Raw genomic sequence first — 6,121 nt, 5'->3', positions numbered from 1 at the left:
ATTGAGGAGGAAGACATCCCAAAGCTGATTGGTTTTCTGAAAAAGCAGGAAGCCAATGGAAAATTTTTCTCAAAGGCAATGCAGAAAGAAACAAATACCGATATGGAGGAAGTGTAATGACGGAGGGGATGAGTTTTTCATTCCCTTCATTGCTTTTTCATGAAGGGCGCACTTATGGACAACCAGAGGTCGTCCCAATAAGTTTGCCACAAGTGGCAACCGGTCTGCGCTCACGCTTGCCGGGCTCGTTCCGTCGGCGGGGCTTTCAGCCAGACCTGCTCATGCCGCAGGAGGCACTCTTCGCCAGAGGGGCGCATTCCATGCAGACTGCTATGCGCAGGGCACTCTTACGCAGAGGGCGTTCCGGCAATGCTGCTTTTTCTAAAATTGAAAGCAATGTTGCCGGAAATCTATGCCGGATGTGCAGAAAGGAGGAATCCAGACATGGCGATTTTTCATTACACAATCAAAATAGTCGGACGAAGTAAAGGAAAATCTGTTATCTCCGCTTCTGCATATCTCAATGGGGATGTGATGAAAAACGAAGAAACCGGGAGTATCAGTTATTACACTTCTAAAAAAGAAGTGGTCTACACCAGTCTGATGATGTGCGAAAACGCACCTTCTGAATGGCAGATAGTACCAGAGGAAAATATAAAACGCTTTCAAAAGTCTGTCCGATACAAAAGGTCAGAAGATAAAGAAGCTGCTATAAAAAAATTTAAAATCACATTTCAAAAACAGAGGTTATGGAATGAGGTATTGAAGATTGAAAAAAATGCAGATGCCCAACTTGGCAGGTCATTTGAATTTGCCCTCCCCAAAGAATGGAGCAGACAGGAACAAATTCAATATACAACCGACTATATCCAAAAAACTTTTGTAGATAGAGGAATGTGCGCTGATTGGAGTATCCACGACAAAGGGGATGGCAACCCCCATGTCCATCTGCTTCTAACTATGCGTCCTTTTAACCCGGATCATTCTTGGGGAAAGAAAGAAGTCAAGGATTGGGATTTTGTCAGAGATAAAAACGGAAATATCGTGATTGATGAATCCCATCCGAACTGGTGGCAGGATAAGAAAAACCCTGACCGTCATGGAATCCGTATCCCTGTATTAGACGAAAACGGAATTCAGAAGATTGGAGCAAGAAACCGCCTGCAATGGAAACGGGTGCTGACCGATGCTACTGGATGGAACAATCCAAAAAATTGTGAACTGTGGCGGAGTGAATGGGCAAAGGTATGTAATGAACATCTGCCTTTGCATAATCAAGTTGATCATCGTTCTTATGAAAAGCAGGGAAAACTCCAGATTCCTACCATCCATGAAGGAGCTGACGCAAGAAAGATTGAACAAAAGTTTTTTGCCGGGCAGGAAATAAAAGGCTCGTGGAAAGTAGCGGAAAATCAAATCATAAAACAACAAAACACGTTATTGCAAAAGATACTAAACACCTTTGGGAAAGTATCGGGTGCATTATCATTATGGAAGGAGCGATTAAATGACATTAGAAGAAAGCCGGGAAATTATACCCTTAATGGAATCCATGATTGGTCAAATCGAAGAACAGCAGAACCTAATGGCAGAAATGATTCTGGAAATGCAGAACCGGGACACTCAACTCTCTCTTATGCAAAAACAGAATCAGAAATTACAAAAATTAAACAACGAGTTAACCGAGCTGCTCAACATTTTGCCAAATACCGAGGAACTGCTTTCCAAGATGGAAGAACAGAAAACGAAGATAGAGCTTTTGGAAAACGAAAATCAGCAATGGCAGAAATTGGCACAGAAGCTGAACAGCGAAAACAGTTTATTACTGAAACAGAACACCGAATTGCTGAACTGGAACAGCAGATAGAGAAAGGACGTGATATAGATGAACGAATCCAGAGAATCAAAGAACGCCGAACAGTTGGAAGAACTTCTGCTCTTGACCGAGGAGATACAAGAAGAACTAGAACAGAAAGAACAGCTTATCGTGGAACTGAAGACGCAGCTCAGCGAATCTCTGACCTTGAACGAGAAATTAAACAAAGAGAACAGAGCCGGGAATATTCAAGCATTAAAGAACGACTTGAAGCTGGCAGACAGAGCATTGCGGATCGAGAAAGAGAAGTTGCGAAGCGCAAACGTCATGATAGAGGAATGTCAAGATAAAATATGCTATTTAACACAGGAACGGGATTATGCCCGGACACATCAGAAAATCGTAGAAATACCGGTAGAAAAGCCGGTACTCTATGAAAAATGTGAAGCCTGTAACCGGACAGCCTATCAGAATGCAAAAGCAAAATACGAAACACAAAAAGAGCGACTTGCAGGACAGTATAAAGCAAAAACGGTAATGTTCCAAACAACCTTGTTCCTTCTTGCATGGTATTCGTTGACAACCACTCTTTTTCAGGCAGTACAGTCAGATATGTTCCTTGTCGATTGTAAATCATTCTTCAATGATTTAGCATCATTCATACAAACCTTTGTCGGATGGACGATTGATGCCGGGCATTCTGCGGCACAGATTAGTACAAAAATTCCAAATGCTTTTATAGCCGGAATGGTATATTGGTTATTGCTAATATTGATTGTAGGAATATGTATGGCAGGAACAGGGATGCTGGCGATACTGATAGAAATAAAGGTTATAGAATTATATAAGAAAAACTGTTGGGATGTTATTACTCTACTAATGATACTGACAAGTGTTGCTATTGTCATTTATTTTGGAGAATCAATCAAAAAAGTACTGTCAGTAAATCTTCTATTGCTTTTCGTACTTTCGCAGGGCGCATATGTTGGAATTAGATGTTATCTTAAAGTTTGGTTAGAAAAAAGACCATATTAGTATTTTCAACTTACTGTATAGACAGTAAAATTACTCCATACCAGCCTAGTGAAAATTTACTGTATGAAAAGAAGTATTACAGAGAAAAAAGGCTGTAAAAACAGGAACAGCCAGCCCGAAAGAATTTACGGACTGGCTGTATCAGCAGAGTAATGTAATTGTGGAGCTGACCGAGATATGAAAAGCTTTCTATCATCAATTTCGCATTATTGCAATAACAGATTGCTTCTTCCATGAATGAATAAGCAATATTGTCATCAAACTTTCAAGCATAAACATAGCAACAGCAAAAAGAGTAAAAGCAACAACCGGAAATACAAATCCCGTAGACATGCCTGCATTTTTCAAAAATATACCGATTGCATATCCGCCGGGGATTCCAACAACAGCAGTTATAAGCAATGCAATCAAAGTAGTAAAAAGACCTTCCATCATAAATGCTTGCTTCAACTGCTTATTTGTCATACCAATAGATTTTAGTGTGCCCATTTCCTGTTTCTGTGATAAAAGATTTGTCACAGTAAGATTGATTTGATTGATGACCGCAAATATCCACAAGATGGCTGCAATCGCATAAGCTAATGTAAAACCTGCACGATTGTCTGATTGGTGTTCTACAATAAAATCTTGAAGGGTTTGTAAGCGAACATCCCTATTGTCAGAAACGAGTAATTTGAGTTCTTGCTCGATTATCTCCTGATATTCAGTTTCTGCTTGTATTTCGATTGCGTATGTACAGTCATAACCTGCAAGTTCTTTGAGCATATTTTCCGGCATTCTGAAAATATAGCCACCCATTCCATCATTGCTGGAAGTGATTGCACCAATTTTGAATGCTTTTGTTATTGTTTTACCACTATGATTTTTGAAATTAAAGGTCACAGTATCCCCAATTTGAGGTTTCCAATGGTAAACATCATAAATACGTTCGGGATCACTTACAACTAATTCTGTATCATCAGTAATATTTCCAGACAAAACCGCTGCATTTAGCGACGCCAAATCCTTTTCATTATAGCCGAGCATCAAGGTGCTATCTGAAATATCATTGTCTGTTGAGAAATCAACTGGTACGGTAGCATAAGTAAATATATTGCTAACTCCCTCTATATCTCCAACACGCTTTACATAATCAGAAAAATATTCTTTCTGCAAGAGAGCATCCAAATTTTCACTTTCGTTTTCTAAATCAATGCTGATTTTGAAATCTCCGTACTTCATATCCCAATAACGAGCCATACTCTCGGCATTAAAAGAACTCTGATAACTTGCTGCAAGGAAAAATATAACTCCGCACAGTCCCAATGATAAAATGGTCAATAGAGATTTTTTTCTGTTTCTGGAAAAGCTGATTTTCGCTAAATATACAGGCGTAATACGATGTCTTTTGTGAGTGCGGTAATTTACAATTCCCACTGGATTTTTCAGGGCGGAAATTGGAGAAGTATTCGCTGCAATTTTTGCTGGTTTACGAACACTAATATAAACAAGCAGTATTCCAAAAAGGCATGCGCCACATAGAGAAACAATAAATGCAAATACTGACCAGCCTTTTGATTGCAGACAATAGCTGATGATCGTTCCCATGATACTACCAATTAAAATCCCCGGAACTGCAAGCATATAACCCTGTTTAAGAACTATTTTATAAATTTGCTTTTTACTTGCCCCTATTGTCCGAAGCTGTCCGAACTCAGCAACTTTTTGTCCAACCGAAATATAGAAAATGCTGTAAATTACAAGTGCGGCAGCTAAAAACAAAATGGCAGCAACTACACCATATACCGCATAATTACTGAAGGACAAAGTTGTATTTACATAATCATAGTAACTGCTGACTGTCCAATTATTCAGTCCAGTCTCCTCTGAAATTTGAGATAATATTTCTGTTGCTTCGTCTTTTGTAAGGGTATCTGCATTTTCAAGCCAAACATATCCATTAAGCAGGTTATTTCCACGTAATTCCCGGCATTTTTCAAGTGAAACAAAAACAGGATAAGCGGTAGAAGTTTTATCATGATAAATACCAACAATAGTATAATTCTTCAAAGTACCATCCAGATTCAACTGAACTATGGCGTTGATTTCCGGAGACTTATTTTCACTGGCAAAAAAGGCATCTGTAACAGCAATTTCACTTGCTTTCTCTGGATATTTTCCGTCAAAGGCAGGAATCAAACTAAGCATGTCATCATCATAATAAATCAGAGACAGTTCTTTAGAATTTTCTTTCACTGTTTTGATATTACAGGAAAGTCCTACACTTTTTACTTCTTCGTTTGCTAACAACTTTTCTTTACTGTCCTGCGTAATGTCAAAGAAAATCCCTTGATGTAATCCTTCGATTTCTTTCTGATTTTGATAAATGATATTTTGCACTGTGAGCAACGACATCATTATCATAGCAACGGCTACAATAATTGCCGAAAGGCAAAATAAGTTTTTCTTCTTATCAAAACGCACACTTTTTCGTGCTAATTTTTTAATTACTGCACTGGTATCATTTTCAAAAGGATAATTCATAATTCCCACCTCCTTTAGCCAACAATTTTACCATCTTCAATCCGTACAATGCGGTCTGCGAGTTGAGCGATCTCGTTGTTGTGAGTAATCATTACAATGGTCTGATTAAATTCTCCGCTGGTATGCTTCAAAAGCCCTAACACATCTGCACTGGTCTTGCTATCAAGATTTCCGGTCGGTTCATCAGCAAGGATAATCGCAGGCTTCGTAATTAAAGCTCGTGCAATCGCTACACGTTGCTGTTGACCGCCTGAAAGATTGTTCGGCATATTTTCCAGTTTATCTTCTAAAGCCAACATATACACAACTTCGTCCATAAATTTCTGGTCTACTGTATCGCCATCCAGTTCCACAGGCAGGACGATATTTTCATATACATTCAAAATCGGAACCAGATTATAATTTTGGAAGATAAATCCGATGTTACGACGGCGGAAAATTGTCAATTCATCATCATTCTTTTTTGCGAGTTCTTCTCCCCGTACAATCACGCTGCCGGAAGTGGGGGTATCAAGTCCTCCCATCATGTGAAGCAATGTAGACTTACCGCTGCCGGAAGTTCCAACTACGGCAACAAATTCTCCCTGTTCCACAGTAAAATTTACACCATTAAGGGCACGAGTAATATTTGGTTCTGTGCCGTAATACTTCTTTAAGTCGATTGTTTGTAAAATGCTCATATTCAAATGCTCCTTTCAAGGCTTTCTATCTGTTGATAAAGCCATTGTAAACCACAAATGTTACACA

5 protein-coding genes and 1 pseudogene are annotated in these 6,121 nt (G+C 39.1%); 4 read left to right on the top strand and 2 right to left on the bottom strand.

The features are described from left to right. From PGY05_RS03930 to PGY05_RS03915, 4 genes and pseudogenes are all read left to right on the top strand, one after another. Window positions 1-117: pseudogene (locus PGY05_RS03930) on the top strand (relaxasome subunit MobC); the annotation flags it as partial. Then, entirely contained in the window at window positions 117-488 is a 372-nt protein-coding gene (locus tag PGY05_RS03925; RefSeq protein ID WP_118188367.1) for a hypothetical protein, read from the top strand. The pseudogene PGY05_RS03930 and the gene PGY05_RS03925, both read left to right, overlap by 1 nt. Next, entirely contained in the window at window positions 445-2,166 is a 1,722-nt protein-coding gene (locus PGY05_RS03920) for a MobA/MobL family protein (RefSeq protein ID WP_107029154.1), read from the top strand. The genes PGY05_RS03925 and PGY05_RS03920 overlap by 44 nt, the downstream gene beginning before the upstream one ends. Next, the gene (locus PGY05_RS03915) at window positions 2,144-2,851 is read left to right on the top strand and encodes a DUF6040 family protein (RefSeq protein WP_008394183.1); all 708 of its coding nucleotides are present in this window, start codon (window positions 2,144-2,146) and stop codon (window positions 2,849-2,851) included. The genes PGY05_RS03920 and PGY05_RS03915 overlap by 23 nt, the downstream gene beginning before the upstream one ends. A 195-nt stretch (window positions 2,852-3,046) precedes the next feature. Here the strand turns inward: PGY05_RS03915 and PGY05_RS03910 are convergent, their stop codons facing one another. Both PGY05_RS03910 and PGY05_RS03905 read right to left on the bottom strand, forming a co-directional pair. Then, window positions 3,047-5,374 carry an ABC transporter permease gene (locus tag PGY05_RS03910; protein WP_117593969.1) on the bottom strand — a complete coding sequence of 776 codons (2,328 nt, stop codon included), beginning with the start codon at window positions 5,372-5,374 and terminating at the stop codon, window positions 3,047-3,049. A 14-nt stretch (window positions 5,375-5,388) separates the two neighbouring features. Beyond that, window positions 5,389-6,054 carry an ABC transporter ATP-binding protein gene (locus PGY05_RS03905; RefSeq protein WP_006859033.1) on the bottom strand — a complete coding sequence of 222 codons (666 nt, stop codon included), beginning with the start codon at window positions 6,052-6,054 and terminating at the stop codon, window positions 5,389-5,391. Between the last annotated feature and the right edge of the window lie 67 nt (window positions 6,055-6,121).

The sequence above is a fragment of the Coprococcus sp. AF51-11b1 genome (genome assembly GCF_027682785.1).
Classification (GTDB): Bacteria; Bacillota; Clostridia; order Lachnospirales; family Lachnospiraceae; genus Allocoprococcus; species Allocoprococcus comes.
Note: the sequence above shows the minus strand (reverse complement) of the source record. Positions and strands in the feature narration are given on the sequence as shown.

Excerpts from the sequence above, each read along its gene's own strand:
- PGY05_RS03925 (WP_118188367.1), top strand. The coding sequence starts at position 117 with ATGACGGAGGGGATGAGTTTTTCATTCCCTTCATTGCTTTTTCATGAA.
- PGY05_RS03920 (WP_107029154.1), top strand. The coding sequence starts at position 445 with ATGGCGATTTTTCATTACACAATCAAAATAGTCGGACGAAGTAAAGGA.
- PGY05_RS03915 (WP_008394183.1), top strand. The coding sequence starts at position 2,144 with ATGATAGAGGAATGTCAAGATAAAATATGCTATTTAACACAGGAACGG.
- PGY05_RS03910 (WP_117593969.1), bottom strand. The coding sequence starts at position 5,374 with ATGAATTATCCTTTTGAAAATGATACCAGTGCAGTAATTAAAAAATTA.
- PGY05_RS03905 (WP_006859033.1), bottom strand. The coding sequence starts at position 6,054 with ATGAGCATTTTACAAACAATCGACTTAAAGAAGTATTACGGCACAGAA.